General features: G+C 54.1%; 15 protein-coding genes. 9 read left to right on the top strand and 6 right to left on the bottom strand.

What is annotated here, in order from left to right; genetic code table 11:
- The first annotated feature begins 44 nt into the window (after positions 1-44).
- Genes AC222A_RS17275 through AC222A_RS17255 form a run of 5 tightly spaced genes read left to right on the top strand, consistent with a single transcriptional unit; the run spans position 45 to position 4,837 of the window.
- Entirely contained in the window at positions 45-1,718 is a 1,674-nt protein-coding gene (locus tag AC222A_RS17275) for a flagellar biosynthesis protein FlhA (RefSeq protein WP_486775330.1), read from the top strand.
- A 5-nt stretch (positions 1,719-1,723) separates the two neighbouring features.
- On the top strand, positions 1,724-2,839 hold the full coding sequence (gene flhF / locus AC222A_RS17270; protein ID WP_372750675.1) for a flagellar biosynthesis GTPase FlhF: 1,116 nt from the start codon (positions 1,724-1,726) through the stop codon (positions 2,837-2,839).
- The gene (locus AC222A_RS17265; protein WP_372759707.1) at positions 2,836-3,636 is read left to right on the top strand and encodes a MinD/ParA family protein; all 801 of its coding nucleotides are present in this window, start codon (positions 2,836-2,838) and stop codon (positions 3,634-3,636) included. Before flhF ends, AC222A_RS17265 begins: the two co-directional genes overlap by 4 nt.
- Positions 3,637-3,649: 13 nt before the next feature.
- Positions 3,650-4,381, top strand: a complete 732-nt coding sequence (locus tag AC222A_RS17260; protein ID WP_372759336.1) for an RNA polymerase sigma factor FliA — start codon at positions 3,650-3,652, stop codon at positions 4,379-4,381.
- An 18-nt stretch (positions 4,382-4,399) separates the two neighbouring features.
- Positions 4,400-4,837, top strand: a complete 438-nt coding sequence (locus AC222A_RS17255; protein WP_372759335.1) for a hypothetical protein — start codon at positions 4,400-4,402, stop codon at positions 4,835-4,837.
- A 69-nt stretch (positions 4,838-4,906) separates the two neighbouring features.
- Here AC222A_RS17255 and AC222A_RS17250 read toward each other — a convergent pair whose 3' ends face one another.
- From AC222A_RS17250 to modA, 5 genes are read right to left on the bottom strand one after another with little or no spacing between them, the layout of a single operon-like run.
- Positions 4,907-5,209, bottom strand: a complete 303-nt coding sequence (locus AC222A_RS17250) for an EscU/YscU/HrcU family type III secretion system export apparatus switch protein (protein ID WP_372750273.1) — start codon at positions 5,207-5,209, stop codon at positions 4,907-4,909.
- Positions 5,206-6,666 (bottom strand): flagellar hook-length control protein FliK, encoded by a 1,461-nt coding sequence (locus tag AC222A_RS17245; RefSeq protein WP_372750272.1) that lies wholly within the window; start codon positions 6,664-6,666, stop codon positions 5,206-5,208. Before AC222A_RS17245 ends, AC222A_RS17250 begins: the two co-directional genes overlap by 4 nt.
- A gap of 59 nt (positions 6,667-6,725) precedes the next feature.
- Complete coding sequence (modC, locus tag AC222A_RS17240) at positions 6,726-7,796, bottom strand: molybdenum ABC transporter ATP-binding protein (RefSeq protein ID WP_486775329.1); 1,071 nt, start codon at positions 7,794-7,796, stop codon at positions 6,726-6,728.
- Positions 7,793-8,491: a molybdate ABC transporter permease subunit gene (gene modB / locus AC222A_RS17235; protein WP_486775328.1), complete on the bottom strand. Its 699-nt coding sequence runs from the start codon at positions 8,489-8,491 to the stop codon at positions 7,793-7,795. The genes modC and modB overlap by 4 nt, the downstream gene beginning before the upstream one ends.
- Positions 8,491-9,165, bottom strand: a complete 675-nt coding sequence (gene modA, locus AC222A_RS17230; protein ID WP_372783565.1) for a molybdate ABC transporter substrate-binding protein — start codon at positions 9,163-9,165, stop codon at positions 8,491-8,493. Before modA ends, modB begins: the two co-directional genes overlap by 1 nt.
- 113 nt (positions 9,166-9,278) lie before the next feature.
- Between modA and AC222A_RS17225 the strand changes: the two genes are divergently transcribed.
- Both AC222A_RS17225 and AC222A_RS17220 read left to right on the top strand, forming a co-directional pair.
- On the top strand, positions 9,279-10,469 hold the full coding sequence (locus tag AC222A_RS17225; RefSeq protein WP_486775327.1) for a porin: 1,191 nt from the start codon (positions 9,279-9,281) through the stop codon (positions 10,467-10,469).
- Between the two features lie 83 nt (positions 10,470-10,552).
- The gene (locus AC222A_RS17220) at positions 10,553-11,659 is read left to right on the top strand and encodes a TMEM143 family protein (protein ID WP_486775326.1); all 1,107 of its coding nucleotides are present in this window, start codon (positions 10,553-10,555) and stop codon (positions 11,657-11,659) included.
- On the opposite strand, the gene AC222A_RS17215 is transcribed toward AC222A_RS17220, so the two are convergent.
- On the bottom strand, positions 11,656-11,823 hold the full coding sequence (locus AC222A_RS17215; protein ID WP_372760012.1) for a Flp family type IVb pilin: 168 nt from the start codon (positions 11,821-11,823) through the stop codon (positions 11,656-11,658). The genes AC222A_RS17220 and AC222A_RS17215 overlap by 4 nt on opposite strands.
- 150 nt (positions 11,824-11,973) lie before the next feature.
- Here AC222A_RS17215 and AC222A_RS17210 point away from each other — a divergent pair, with 150 nt between their 5' ends.
- Both AC222A_RS17210 and AC222A_RS17205 read left to right on the top strand, forming a co-directional pair.
- Positions 11,974-12,204 carry a hypothetical protein gene (locus tag AC222A_RS17210; protein WP_372760010.1) on the top strand — a complete coding sequence of 77 codons (231 nt, stop codon included), beginning with the start codon at positions 11,974-11,976 and terminating at the stop codon, positions 12,202-12,204.
- A 50-nt stretch (positions 12,205-12,254) separates the two neighbouring features.
- On the top strand, positions 12,255-12,641 hold the full coding sequence (locus AC222A_RS17205; RefSeq protein WP_486775325.1) for a hypothetical protein: 387 nt from the start codon (positions 12,255-12,257) through the stop codon (positions 12,639-12,641).
- The last annotated feature ends 198 nt before the right edge of the window (positions 12,642-12,839 follow it).

Raw genomic sequence — 12,839 nt, 5'->3', positions numbered from 1 at the left:
TCAACTTTGTGGTGGTTACAAATGGCGGTGGCGGGGTTTCGTAAGTGACCGCGAGTTTTACCCTTGACGCCTTGCCCGGAAAACTGTTGGCGATCGACTCGGATTTGAACGCGGGCCTGCTTACCGCCGACGAGGCCCGCGAGCGACGCGAAGAAATCCGCACGGAATCTGACTTTTACGGTGCCATGGACGGTGCTAGCAAGTTTGTTCGTGGCGATGCCGTTGCGGGTATTGTCATCCTGTTCATCAATGTGATTGGTGGGCTGAGTATCGGTGTGTTTCAACATGACCTAAGCCTTTCCCAGGCCACAGAAAATTATGTACTGCTGACCATTGGTGATGGTCTGGTAGCGCAAATACCGGCGCTGTTGTTGTCCACAGCCGTTGCCATCATCGTGACCCGTATATCCCGATCCCAGAATATGGGGCAGCAGCTGCGCGGCCAAATGCTCGCCAACACCCATGTGTTAGTGATGGCGGGCGCGGTGCTGACCATTCTGGGTGTTATTCCAGGCATGCCGAATTTCGTGTTTCTTATGTTGGCGGCAGTCTGTTTTGCGCTCGCGCGCATGATGGAAAAGCAACGTCGCAGCGAACCGGAGCTGGTTGAAGAAGACGCCGACGCTGCTATTGAAAAAGGTAGCAAAGCACCGATACCCGAATTGAACTGGGACGACGTGACGAATCTTGATGTGGTGGGACTTGAGGTCGGGTATCGCCTGATCCCACTGGTCGATCGGCAGCAGGGCGGTGAGCTGATCAACCGCATAACTGGTGTGCGAAAGAAACTCTCCAAGGAGCTCGGCTTCCTGATTCAGCAAGTTCACATCAAAGATAACCTGGAACTAAATCCTACGGCCTACCGCATCACGCTGCTGGGAGACACCATCGCCGCAGGCGAAGTACAGCCCGGCATGGAGCTGGCCATTAATCCCGGAGGCGCTCAGGGAACACTGCGGGGTACTCCGACTAAAGATCCTGCCTTTGGTATGGATGCAATCTGGATTGAATCCTCGCAACGCGATCAAGCCCAAACCATGGGCTATACCGTGGTTGACCCGAGTACCGTCATGGCCACTCACCTGAGCCAGGTGGTGAAGAACCATGCACATGAGTTGCTTGGCCACGAAGAAGTACAGCAATTACTGGAGCGACTGGCCAATACCGACCCGAAATTGGTCGAGAACCTTGTACCCAAACAACTGCCATTGAGTGTGGTTGTGCGCGTGCTGCAGAACCTGCTCAAAGAGGGGGTTTCCATTCGCAGCATTCGCCTGATTGCCGAATCTTTGGCGGAGCAAGCGCCAAAAACCAAGGAACCTGACGAACTTTTGGAAGGTGTTCGCATTGCGCTTGGGCGAATGATTGTTCAGGAAATCAATGGCTTATCGGACGAACTTCCAGTCGCCGCTTTGGATGCTGATCTGGAACACATATTGCAGGATGCTCTACGTGGAAGTGGTGGTGGTCTTGAGCCGGGCTTGGCCCAACGACTACAGGAAGACCTGGCGGGCTTTGCCAATACCCAAGAAGCCTCGGGTCAGCCATCAGTAATACTGGTCGCCCCACCACTGAGACAATGGCTGTCGCGCTTTATCAGGAGAAGCCTGCCCAATCTGCATGTGCTCTCCTACAACGAAGTTCCCGACAGCAAACAGGTGCGACTGGTTTCAACTGTTAGTCACCAGAGTGCATTAACCGCTGAACAGGCTGAGTAAAGACAATGAAAGTGCACACATTTATAGGCGCAGACAGCACCCAGGCCATGCGCAAGGTCAAAGAGTCGCTAGGCAACGACGTGACGCTGCTGTCTTGCCGTCGCGTTAACGACGGCGTTGAGCTAGTGGTTGGCGTGGAAGCCGTTGCAACCGCCCCTGCACAGCCACGGTTAGTTGTACCTACGCACCAACAAAACAGTGACGACGCACGTCGGCGTCTGCAAGGTGAACTGGCGAAAACGCGCACCGGACTTGAGCAGACCGCGCGGGGTACCCAGTGGATATCAGAGTCTGCCAAAAATCCGTCAGGGCGCCAGGCCATTGAATTTCTGAAAACGCTCGATATCGAACCACATATCGCGTCTGCGCTGATCAAACGTCTTCCTGAAAATGAGTCGGGTGACCTGCAGCAGGAGCTGATGCACAGCCTGTTACGCAAGGCCATTCGCACGCTACCGACACCTGGTGAAGGTGTCACAGCGCTCGTTGGCCCGCCCGGCGCAGGCAAAACCACGACGATCGCAAAAATTGCCGCAGATTTTGTCCGTCGCGGCTATCGCAATGACATCGCGTTGATCACTACCGATACCCATCGCATCGCCGCAGAAGAACAACTGCGAATCTACGGCAATATATTCCAGGTTCCAGTGCATGCCGCGTCGACCGCAACCGAAGCTGCTGAACTGATCAAAATGCTCAACCACAAGAAATATCTGCTGATTGATACCGCCGGTGTGGGAATACGCGACGACCGCGGTCTGGCGCAATTACACGATCTGTTTGCGGTATTACCGGACATCGACGTATTTCTGACACTGCCAGCCGATCGGGAACATCATGTACAGCGGGAAATTGTTGAACGATTTCGGCAGATGCCGCTCAACGGCGTAGTCGCGACCAACCTCGATCAGGCCGTTAGGCTAGGTGCCTTGCTTTCGGTGCTCATCCAAAGCCGTTTGCCGGCGGTATGGTACAGCGATGGCCCACGGGTACCTGAAGATATTCAATGTGCTGAGGCAAAGGCACTGATCAGCCATGCTTGGCGACTGGGCCGTGATTTTAATCGCCGCAAGCCCTCGGATGATCGCGAAGTGTACGACCGAACAGGAGTTGTAGCGTGAGTACAGTGAAAGTTGTTGCGGTTGCCAGTGGCAAAGGTGGCGTCGGCAAAACCAACGTATCAGTGAATCTAGCCTGGCAATTGGCGAGAGCCGGAAAGAAAGTTCTCTTGCTCGACGCCGACTTGGGGCTGGCAAACGTAGACATATTGCTGAACCTGAAGCCCAAGCGGAACCTTTCCGATGTTATCGATGGCAACTGCAGTCTCAAAGATATTTTGCTGGAAGCTCCGGGTGGTTTTACTGTCATCCCTGCGGCGTCAGGTAAAAAATCTATGGCTGACATGGCAAATACACAACACGCCGGTATTGTCATGGCATTGAGTGAACTCGATCAGGACTTTGATGTAATGATTGTGGACACCGCTGCCGGTATTTCTGACAGCGTCGTCACTTTCAGCCGCGCCAGCCATCATGTCACGGTAGTTTGCTCGGACGAACCCACGTCGATGGCGGATGCCTACGCGTTAATAAAAGTTCTGAATAAAGACGCCGGAATCACCCGGTTTCAGGTGCTACGTAACCGCGTTAACAGCGAAACCCAGGCCCGCGCAGGATTTAACCGTCTGGCCGAAACAGCAAGCCGTTTTCTGAATATTCAGCTGAATTACGCGGGCTATATTCCCGATGATGCCTGTGTCTCAAAAGCAGTGGGAAAACAGCAATGCGTCTCGCAGGCTTTCCCGTCATCACCTGCAGCAAAGGGCTTTAAGCGCTTCGCAGACACGGTGACTGCCTGGCCCACGCCAGCGCAACCCGGTGGGCACGTTGAATTTTTTGTTGATCGTATGAGTGGCTGACGGACATCTCCATATGATGGTAGCAGGATACGCAACCTATACCGCAGTACAGCATGGCGATCGCGACGCCCTTGTGCTGAAGCATTCAGACCTGGTGAAGCGCATTGCTTATCACCTTGTTCTCAAACTGCCCGACAGTGTCGACGTGGATGATCTGATTCAGGCGGGCATGATTGGGATACTGGAAGCTGCCAGCTCTTTTCGCAGCGATGGTGGGGCCAGTTTTGAAACTTATGCCGGACTGCGTATTCGGGGCGCGATGATCGATCATCTGCGCAGTACCGGCTGGGTACCGCGTTCGCTTTCCAAGCAATTACGACAGCTTACTGATGCAATACGACGCGTTGAAAACCGCACCGGACGCGAGGCCGCCAGTGCCGATGTGGCCGCCGAGTTGAATATTAGGCTCGATGAATATCACCAACTGGTACAGGACGCCAGTTCGATTCAGCTATGCAGTCTGGAGCAGGTGAGTGATGACGATGGTGAGTTTCTGGGCGAGACCGGCGACCGCGACGCCATGATCAATGAAGTCCTCGCCGACGACTTTCAAAACGCGCTGGCGCAGCAAATCAGCAGTTTGCCCGACAAAGAAAAGCTGGTGTTGTCACTGTATTACGACACCGGATTAAATCTCAAAGAAATTGGCCTGGTGCTGGATGTATCCGAATCCAGAGTCTGCCAAATACACGGTCAGGCCATCATGCGACTTAAAAGCCGCATGACTGACTGGACCCAGCCCTGACCGCAGGAGGACATTACCGTGAACTATGAACCGTTGGAAAGTGCGATTTCAACCTTGGGCAGTATGCCGCCGAGCAGCCTGTTTGCCATTGTTGGCGGTCTTCTGGTCACCGCATTTTGCCTCTACTTTTACAAGCAACGCCGAGACTGTAATCGTCTGACGGCGCTGGAAGATACCGTGAAGTTGCGCGCCATGTCACGTCTGGTATCGGCGCAACAGGAAGAAATGAGCCTATTGCGCGAACGACTCGGGACACTTGAAGCCTACGTGGATCGTCTCAACAATCGGCAACAACGTCTGGCCGAAAACACCCACCAACGCAAACAGCGCGTAGACGATGCCATTGCCATCGCCATTCGCGGACAAGATGATTCGGATCTGGCATCGCGCGCCGGGGTTAGCCCCAGCGAAGCCAAGCTCATCGCTAGCCTCTATAGCCAAAACGCCCCAGCCTAAAACAGGGTTCGTAACGTGAGTTTTTTGTTCGATAGTCTCGTAAACTCGATACTGGCTAAATAATACTCGTTACGACCCCGGTTTTTCGTCCACCCAGCGCAGTTCGTCCTGAAGGCTGTAGGCAAAGGCCAGCGCTTCTGCCACCGCCACATAGAGTAGGGGAGGGATTTCCGTTCCGATATCCACCTGTGACAGCAGAGCGGTAAGTGCCTGGTCCTTGCGTATCGGCACACCATTTTCATGGGCAATACGAAGAATCTCCTGCGCCAGTTCGGCTTCTCCTTTGGCGACCACACGCGGTGAACCGTAGCCGTCGTAAGACAGGGCGGCAGCCTGTTGAGACTCGAGGCTCTTGTCATCTTCCTGAGTCATGCGCGTGCATCCAGTGCTGGCTGGTATTGTGGTGGGCGTGATGCTTCCGGCAACTCCCCAAAATGCGTCTCCACACGGGTTTGCTCGACGCCGAGAGTGTTCAACCGTGTAACAAGGTCGTCCTGACGTTGCTGTATAAGAGCGAGGATATCGGGGTTTTTACTGTAGAACACCAGTTGCGTTTCACTGGCCGCGTAGTCTACTTCTACTGCCAATTCGCCGAGGGCACCCAAGGCAACGTTGAGCGATACCCGCCAGTGAACTTCATTTTGTTCACTGGCTTGTCTGGTCGATCGCTCTTCGCGCCGTAAGTAAAACTGCCAGACGTCGATTTCCTGACCATTGCGCACGGGTAACTCGAGCAACCACATTAACTGTTGGTTTTCCCTGCCTTGGGCTGCGACGAGTTGCTGGCTTTCAAGCCTCGCCAATCCAGCTTCGACAACGCGCAATAACGACGGCGCGGATTCCTGATAGTTTGCGGCTTGCGCCAATTCGCCGCGACGGTTGTGCGCAGCCTGTTGATACGTGGTGGCTTGCAGATTTTGCGGCAACGCCGTTTGCGGGCTGAGGGCTGGCGGGGTAAGAGCGTGTGCAGCCGTTGGTGTGGCGGGTACTCCGTAAGTTGATGGGCGCGCCGAACTAGCAGACACAGACGAGCCAGGGCTGGGGAATACCGGTAGCTCTATGCTCGTCCTCGCCGGTGCCGTGTTCTGTGGCGCTGTGCTCTGCGGCGCAGGGGTGATGCTTTGGGGTTGCCCTCGAAGGGGGGTATTTGGTGTTGATGTCGCTGCTGGTGTTGTCTGAGAAGAAACCGCGGGTTTTGACGACGGCGCGTAGGTCTGGGGTAGTGGAGCACCAGGGCGGGCTGGGGATGCTTTGAGTAATTGATTCAGCAGGTTCAACAGCAGCGATTTTGTATCTTGTGCAGGAGCTGCGCTGCCGCGCGCCAACGAAGCCTCCAGAAAAACGCCACTGTTGCGCAGCGCCTGAGCTAACTTATCAGGTTGCACAACATCATTGCGGGTGGGTGTTGCCGCCAGCAGCCTTGCCGCCCACTGCTGTACCGAGGGGGGCAAACCAGCGGCCGGTCGCGCTGCTTGTGGCAAGTTCTGATACAGCTGTGTCAGTGACTGCGCAACCGCGGTTTTTGCCAGTAAAGCCTGGGCTATACGGCTTTCCGTGGGCGACAGTACCTGTGTAGTCAGACGCCCTTGAGTATCTACGTTCAATACCTTCAACACTTGGCGGCTACCGACCGGCAGCGGCCGTTCACTGGTGGCCTGCAAGGTATCCTTGCCAACCTGAAGGCTGTAATTGTTGCGATTGTGCTGCCGAGCTACCAGCACATCAAGAATTGCCCCCACTTTCACCACAGGAATGGTGCGCCGCACGTCAACGGCTGTCGGAGGGTTCTGATGTGCTGTCGGCACGTACAGCGATTTGTCGATATTCATGCAAAAGCTATATCACAAGGGCTCTCACATGATATCGGCCAATGCAGCTAAAGCTTGAGTTAGCGAATCATGGCGGCAGACTTAATCTGGGCCCATACGGGCATGCCGGGCTGTAACCCCAGCTGGGCTACCGAACGTCGCGTCACGCGGGCCAGCAGGGAAGAGGAGCCAACAGCAAGCCGGATAAGGGCCATCGCCTCGTCCTCATCGTCAATAATGTCGGTAACTGTCGTTGCCAAGCGATTGAGAATACTGGTGTTGTCGTCAACCGAGAGAGCCAGGCTGATGTCCCGCGCCAGTACCCGCACCCGAACCGATCGACCAATCGCGTCGCCGCTGTCGCGGAGCCATAGTTCACCGCCGTCAAAGACTACTCGTTTGAGGCGCCAGCGGGTATCGCGCTCAACCACTGTTCCCAGCAGAATAACACCAGTTTCATCGCCGATATGAAGTGGCAGGTCGGTGCGCGCAAATACACGTTTAACCTCACCCTGTGCGCTAACACTTCCCTGATGTAGCACCACTACGTGATCTGCCAAACGAGCGACCTCATCTATTGCGTGACTCACGTAGAAAATAGGGATATCGAATTGGGTGTGAATATTCTCCAGGTAAGGCAGGATTTCCTGCTTTCGGGCCTGATCAAGCGAAGCCAGCGGTTCGTCCATCAATAGTAACTGGGGAGATCGCAACAGTGCCCGGGCAATGGCTACGCGCTGGCGTTCACCCCCGGAGAGCTTGTCCGGGAAGCGCGCCAACAGCCCACCAATACCGAGTATGTCTATGACACGGGTGAACAAAGCCGGGTCAGCGGCTTTACTGCTGCGTTTGATTGCATAGTCGAGATTACGCTGGGCACTGAGATGGGGGAAGAGACTGGCCTCCTGAAACACGTACCCAATATCACGACGATGTGCGGGCTGCGCCTGCCAATTCTGCCCGTTCACATTCAACTGTGCGAGGTCAGGCTCTTCCAGCCCGGCAATGCAGCGCAGCAGGGTGGTTTTACCACTCCCGGAATGGCCGAAGAATGCAGTGACGCCCTTACTCGGTACAGACAAATCGACATCCAGCGTAAACCCTTCGTCGCGCGCGCTAAAACGCTTGCAATAGCGAAGCTGAATACTCATATGCCCACCTTGTATCCGGAGCCCGGATGCCGCCGCTGGAAGGCATATAGCGCCAGTAAGGTAAAAAAGGCAAAGCCAATCATGACCGCAGCCAGTGCATGGGCTTGTGGGTATTGCAGCGCTTCAACATGATCGTAAATTTGCACTGACACCAGCCTGGTTTCACCGGGAATACTACCGCCAATCATTAAGACCACCCCGAACTCGCCGACCGTGTGAGCAAAGCCCAAAATTGCCGCCGTAATAAAACCCGGGCGCGATAGGGGCAATACCACACTGAAAAAGCGATCCCTGGGGCCGGCACCCAAGGTGGCTGCCACTTCAATGGGGCGACGACCGATGGCTTCCATGGTGTTTTGTAACGGCTGCACCACAAAAGGCATGGAATAGATCACCGAGGCGACAACAAGGCCTGTAAAGGAAAAGGGCAGGGTGCCCAAACCAAACGACTGAGTGAAAGCGCCGATAGGGCCCTGTGGGCCCATCGCGAGTAATAAGTAGAAACCAAGTACTGTCGGGGGCAATACGAGGGGCATCGCAATAATAGTAGCGACCGGTCCTTTCAGCCAGGACCGGGTGCACGCCAGCCACCAGGCAATTGGCGTTCCGATAATCAACAATATCAGGGTAACCGTGGTGGCTAGTTGTAAAGTCAGCCAGAGGGTTTGCAGGTCTGTATCAGTCAGAAACGGCATCAGTTATCTGGCACCTCGTAGCCCCAGAATTGGATGATCTCACGCGCCGGTGGCGTTTGAATATAGGCGAGGAAACCCCGTGCCGCAGGATTATTCTGAGCCGTTTTCAGTAACACCACATCCTGCCGAATCGGAGTGTACCAATCCTTGGGTGGCAGCCAGTAAAAGCCATTTCCTGACTTTACTTGGGAATAGCTGACAAAACCAAAAGCGACGTTGCCGCTGTAGGCAAACTGGTAACTCTGCGCCACATTTTCACCGAGCACCCACTGCGCGCGCGTGTGATCAAGGCCCAGATGCTGCAACACCTGTTTTGCAGCCATCCCGTAAGGCGCAAATTTAGGGTTCGCCAGCGCCACTTTTTGCGTCGGGTTTTGGGCCAAGCTCTGTAATGTGGTTGCCGTGGGCGCCGCAAAACGTGACCATAGCGCCAGTGTGCCGTGAGCGTATGTAGATCGCGTACCACTTGCCGTTAACTGCATCTGCTCCAATGCCAGAGGCTTGTCCTGATCAGCGGAAAAAAACAGATGGTAGGGGGCACCCTGGCGGATCTGGGCAAAAAACTTGCCGGAAGAGGCCGACGATATTAGCAACTGATGGCCGGATTGGGCTTCATACGCCGCAGCCAGAGCATTCATTGGCGCGGCAAAATTTGACGCGACGGCCACGCGCACGGTGTCTGCGGCTGCGTGGGAACCCCAACACAACAGGGCCGCTAAAATATACTGGTATTTAGGCATTCCCAAAGGCGCGGCTACACGCTTATCATGTGAAAAAACAAACACCTATGATGCAGCATCTGCCACCCTACAACAAGCCAGCCCTTAACCAGATTGTGCTGCGCGTTAAAAGGATCAACCCTATGTCCAGACATGGCCTTACGGCCCTCGGCTTCAGCTTGGCCCTTGGCATGACCTCTTCCGGCAGCCATGCCATCGAAGTGGTTGGCAAGCAACTGGAGTTTTACGGTGTTATGCATGTGTCGCTGGATTATCTGGATTCAGATGTCAGCCGAGCCGTAGCCAAACAAAACGGGAACGACGCACTGACTGATGGAGAGTTGAGTGTGTCCAGCAATATTTCACGAGTTGGCATCCGTGGCGAACAGATGCGGTCACCAGAGTTGACAGTTTTGTATCAATTGGAACAAACCATTAACCTGGATGGCAGCAATGGCGATTCACTGACATCCCGCAACAGTTTTCTCGGTATTCGTGGCCGCTATGGTGAGCTGTTAGCCGGTCGCTATGACACTCTCTTTAAATTGGTCGGCACCCAGTACAGCCTGCTCAACGACACAATAGCCGATCGGGGTGCGATTATTGGCGCCGCCAGTGGCGTCGGGAATCTACTTGATCGGCGCGCTGAAAACATGCTGATGTGGCGTGACGAACGCGACACGAACTCAGGTCGCTGGTTATGGGCGCTGCAATATTCTGCGGATTCGCAGCGTTCAGCAGGCAGCGCTGACAATAACGATCGTAAATTACTCGGTGGCAGTCTGACATGGCAGGGCGATTCACAATCTGCGACGCTTGCCCACGATCACTACACCGAACTGGCTGGCGGTACGATAGACGCGACCCGACTGGGGCTGCAGCATCGCGAGGGCCGTCTAACGGCTAACCTGATCCTGGAACGTGTGCGACACGATCTGGATGTCGGTGGCCATGGTCTTCTGGATCGCAATGCGGTCGCGGTCAACGTGGGTTGGAAACAGGGTGGTTTTAACTGGATCGTGCAAGTGATGGAAGCCGCAGATTTTGCGGGTGTTTCAGATTCGGGCGCGTTGAAACTGTCGTTCGGCTTAGAAAAAATGCTTGCACCATCACTGAAAAGCTACGTGGTCTATACCCAAACCGACAATGATCGAAATGCAGCCTATCAGGGTGTGGACGGAACCCACGGTGATGAATTGGCTACGACGCCTGGCAATGACCCCAGCGCGCTGTCTGCTGGTTTGCGCTTTGCTTTCTGATGATTACCTCGCCCGCCTTGACAGCAGCCGTCGAATTACCACTACTGAGGTTCATTCCTTTTCGGCGGCGGGATATTGTCGCAATGTGCCTGGACGAGGGCGCTTTGACGCCCGCGCAACTCGACGAATTTAGACGCACCGCAGCAACCATTGAAGCGAATTTTCAGCAGGGATTTCATCAGATCAAGCAGGCCTTGAAAGATGCCTACACGACGGTAGATCCCGACGTGGATACCCGCCGTAGTGGCGTAGAAGCTGTTGACGACGATCAACTGGCGGCGTTGCTGGAACAGGTGCTGATACGCGGCAACTATGAGCGCGTCACCGAAACTGAACTTAACCGTGCGTTTGAATCTGCTTCTCTGTTCAACATCCGTCTGTACGTCAATTTGGAAGACTTTGACGAAGTGTTGTTGTACACACGCGGTGTCAGTGAACGCTCCGAACGCATTAATGGCCCACTGGGATTTTTCTCACGTACCGTCAATTTCCGAAATTTTGATCGTGTTGTGCTCTTTATCCGATTTAAGGAAACCATAGACGAGCAGAGCACGCTTGGTGGCTGCAGGCCAGGCGCGACGATGCTCAAGTTGTTCAAGGATGTGCCAGAAGCCGATTTGGAAATGCTGTTTCCAAACACCCGCATTGGCATGCGGATTCGGGACAAATTGCTAATCGGCATTCCAGCGCTAGTGAGCGGCGGGGTGGTGTTGTCGACAAAACTGGGCGCAACACTGCTTTTGCTCGGATCGCTACTGGGTTTCTGGTTGGGCTGGAAACAGGAGCCAGTAACCCTGGATCGTAATTCAATCCTTGCACTTTTGGCTGGCTTAGGCGCCTTGGGCGGCTATTTGTGGAAGCAATTTTCCAGTTTTCGCAACCGCAAACTACGATTTACCCAGACACTGACCCGAAACCTCTATTTCAAGCTTCTCGACAATAATGCCGGGGTCATCTACCGAATACTGGACGATGCGGAAGAATCCGAGTGCAAAGAAAGCTTGCTGGCGTACTACTTTCTACTGGCTGAAGGGCAGGCAATGAGCGCTCAACAACTAGACGAGAAAATTGAACACTGGTTCGCGGATAGATGGCAATGTCGTCTCGATTTTGAGATCGATGATGCTCTGGGCAAGCTGGAGAAACTTGGGCTGGCGCATAAAACCCGTGATGAGCGGTGGCAGATTTAAGGAGAACATCCCCCAAAACCCTGACAAATCGTCGTGAACGTAGAATCCAGGCTGACCCCAACACCCGTGAGCGCAACCAGCATCGCCACAGAGATCAACCCCAGTAGCAAGCCGTACTCGATGCCGCTGGCTCCCCGCTCTTTAAGCCTGGGTTTAACAGTCATGAGATCACTGATTCAATGCACCAAAAGCATCAGTGTGGCTTTCAATGCCACAGGCGTAAATAGGTACTTGTCGCGGTCTCAAAGTGTGGTGTGGAGTGCTGGTTCGACATATCAGTAGTATGATCGTAATTGAGCCCGATGGAGTGCCGTATGTTAAGCAACGCAAAGCAGAAGCTTCTCGACAAATCCAAGAACCTAATTCGTCAGCGGGCTATTCGCAGCGTACGCGCCAATTTGTCAGAACAGGGCATTGAATTTGAGTCCCTGCACAAAGATGACCTTGAAGCTCTGATAGCCGAGGCTGAAAAAGACGAACGCCACAAATTACTGACCAGAAGCTTGGTCGGCATCATTGCTGCTTTAACCATCGGGCATGTCTAATGCTGCAATTTTTGGTTAGAAGCGCACTTTTCCTCACTGTCTGGCGATGGTTGAAGCCTCGCTTACGCGGCATGCTGATCGCGCTGATCGCAGTTGGCCTGGCAGCACTGGTATCGTCGGAGTTGCGAGCGTTTGGCGCAGAAACAGATCGACCACATCTTATCGATGCTGCGTTTTACGGCAAGTGGCTGGTCTGGCTGGCAGCTGCATTAGGGTATTACTTTTTCGTCGAGCGCCGTGTTACCGGCAAGCAGGATACGCCGAAGACTACATCAGGCGCTATGAGAGACAGTGCTAGCCAGAGTGACCGGCTGGACGAATTTGCCGATGGAAGAACACCCGTACGTTCTAAAGCCGAACAAATCATAGAGCGCGCCAAGAAAGAGAACGCCGTAGCGTCGACGCGAGCGGAGACCAAACAGAAGAGGACTCCCTAGGACTTACCGCTTAACCAAAACCGCACGATACTTTATTTAACATAATATACCTTATGCGAATCATGGTTGTAGACGCAATACAATAATGTCCGGTTTTAGCAATTTAGAAATGTCCGGTTCCATACGCCTGTACCTACTATTAGGTGGGCTTTCAGGCTTATGGAGGACATCAGATGACTGGACTAGTTGCTATGAGTC

The organism is Litorivivens sp. (assembly GCF_057445395.1).
The sequence above is the reverse complement of the archived record's forward strand: the minus strand, read 5'-3'. Positions and strand labels throughout refer to the sequence as shown.

What these genes read in the sequence shown, in the direction of transcription:
- AC222A_RS17215 (WP_372760012.1), bottom strand. Translation starts at nt 11,823, where the DNA reads ATGACTGTTAAACCCAGGCTTAAAGAGCGGGGAGCCAGCGGCATCGAG.
- AC222A_RS17260 (WP_372759336.1), top strand. Translation starts at nt 3,650, where the DNA reads ATGATGGTAGCAGGATACGCAACCTATACCGCAGTACAGCATGGCGAT.
- modB (WP_486775328.1), bottom strand. Translation starts at nt 8,491, where the DNA reads ATGCCGTTTCTGACTGATACAGACCTGCAAACCCTCTGGCTGACTTTA.
- AC222A_RS17245 (WP_372750272.1), bottom strand. Translation starts at nt 6,666, where the DNA reads ATGAATATCGACAAATCGCTGTACGTGCCGACAGCACATCAGAACCCT.
- flhF (WP_372750675.1), top strand. Translation starts at nt 1,724, where the DNA reads ATGAAAGTGCACACATTTATAGGCGCAGACAGCACCCAGGCCATGCGC.
- AC222A_RS17210 (WP_372760010.1), top strand. Translation starts at nt 11,974, where the DNA reads ATGTTAAGCAACGCAAAGCAGAAGCTTCTCGACAAATCCAAGAACCTA.
- AC222A_RS17225 (WP_486775327.1), top strand. Translation starts at nt 9,279, where the DNA reads ATGATGCAGCATCTGCCACCCTACAACAAGCCAGCCCTTAACCAGATT.
- modC (WP_486775329.1), bottom strand. Translation starts at nt 7,796, where the DNA reads ATGAGTATTCAGCTTCGCTATTGCAAGCGTTTTAGCGCGCGCGACGAA.
- AC222A_RS17220 (WP_486775326.1), top strand. Translation starts at nt 10,553, where the DNA reads ATGTGCCTGGACGAGGGCGCTTTGACGCCCGCGCAACTCGACGAATTT.
- AC222A_RS17250 (WP_372750273.1), bottom strand. Translation starts at nt 5,209, where the DNA reads ATGACTCAGGAAGATGACAAGAGCCTCGAGTCTCAACAGGCTGCCGCC.